We start from the raw sequence: 276 nt of genomic DNA, 5'->3' as shown, positions 1-276 counted from the left end.
GCTCTCGCCGGGCGATCCGGTGCTGTTCCGTGGATATCGCGTCGGTTCGGTTGAAACAAGCACCTTCGATCCGCAAAAACGGACCATCAGCTATCAGCTTTTTATCAATGCGCCTAATGACCGCCTGGTGACCAGCAACGTTCGCTTCTGGAAAGACAGCGGGATCGCGGTGGATCTGACCTCTGCGGGGATGCGCGTTGAGATGGGTTCACTCACCACGCTGTTTGGTGGGGGCGTCAGTTTTGATGTGCCGGAAGGTATCGATCTGGGACAACC

1 protein-coding gene is annotated in these 276 nt (G+C 56.9%); it reads left to right on the top strand.

The genetic code is table 11. The annotated features are described in order from the left end of the window. Positions 1 to 276: MlaD family protein (locus tag RTW80_RS29130; RefSeq protein WP_312721595.1), on the top strand; the 276-nt coding region annotated here is incomplete at both ends.

The sequence above is a fragment of the Escherichia sp. AM3 genome, from assembly GCF_032029835.1.
GTDB lineage: Bacteria > Pseudomonadota > Gammaproteobacteria > Enterobacterales > Enterobacteriaceae > Escherichia > Escherichia coli.
Note: the sequence above shows the minus strand (reverse complement) of the source record. Positions and strands in the feature narration are given on the sequence as shown.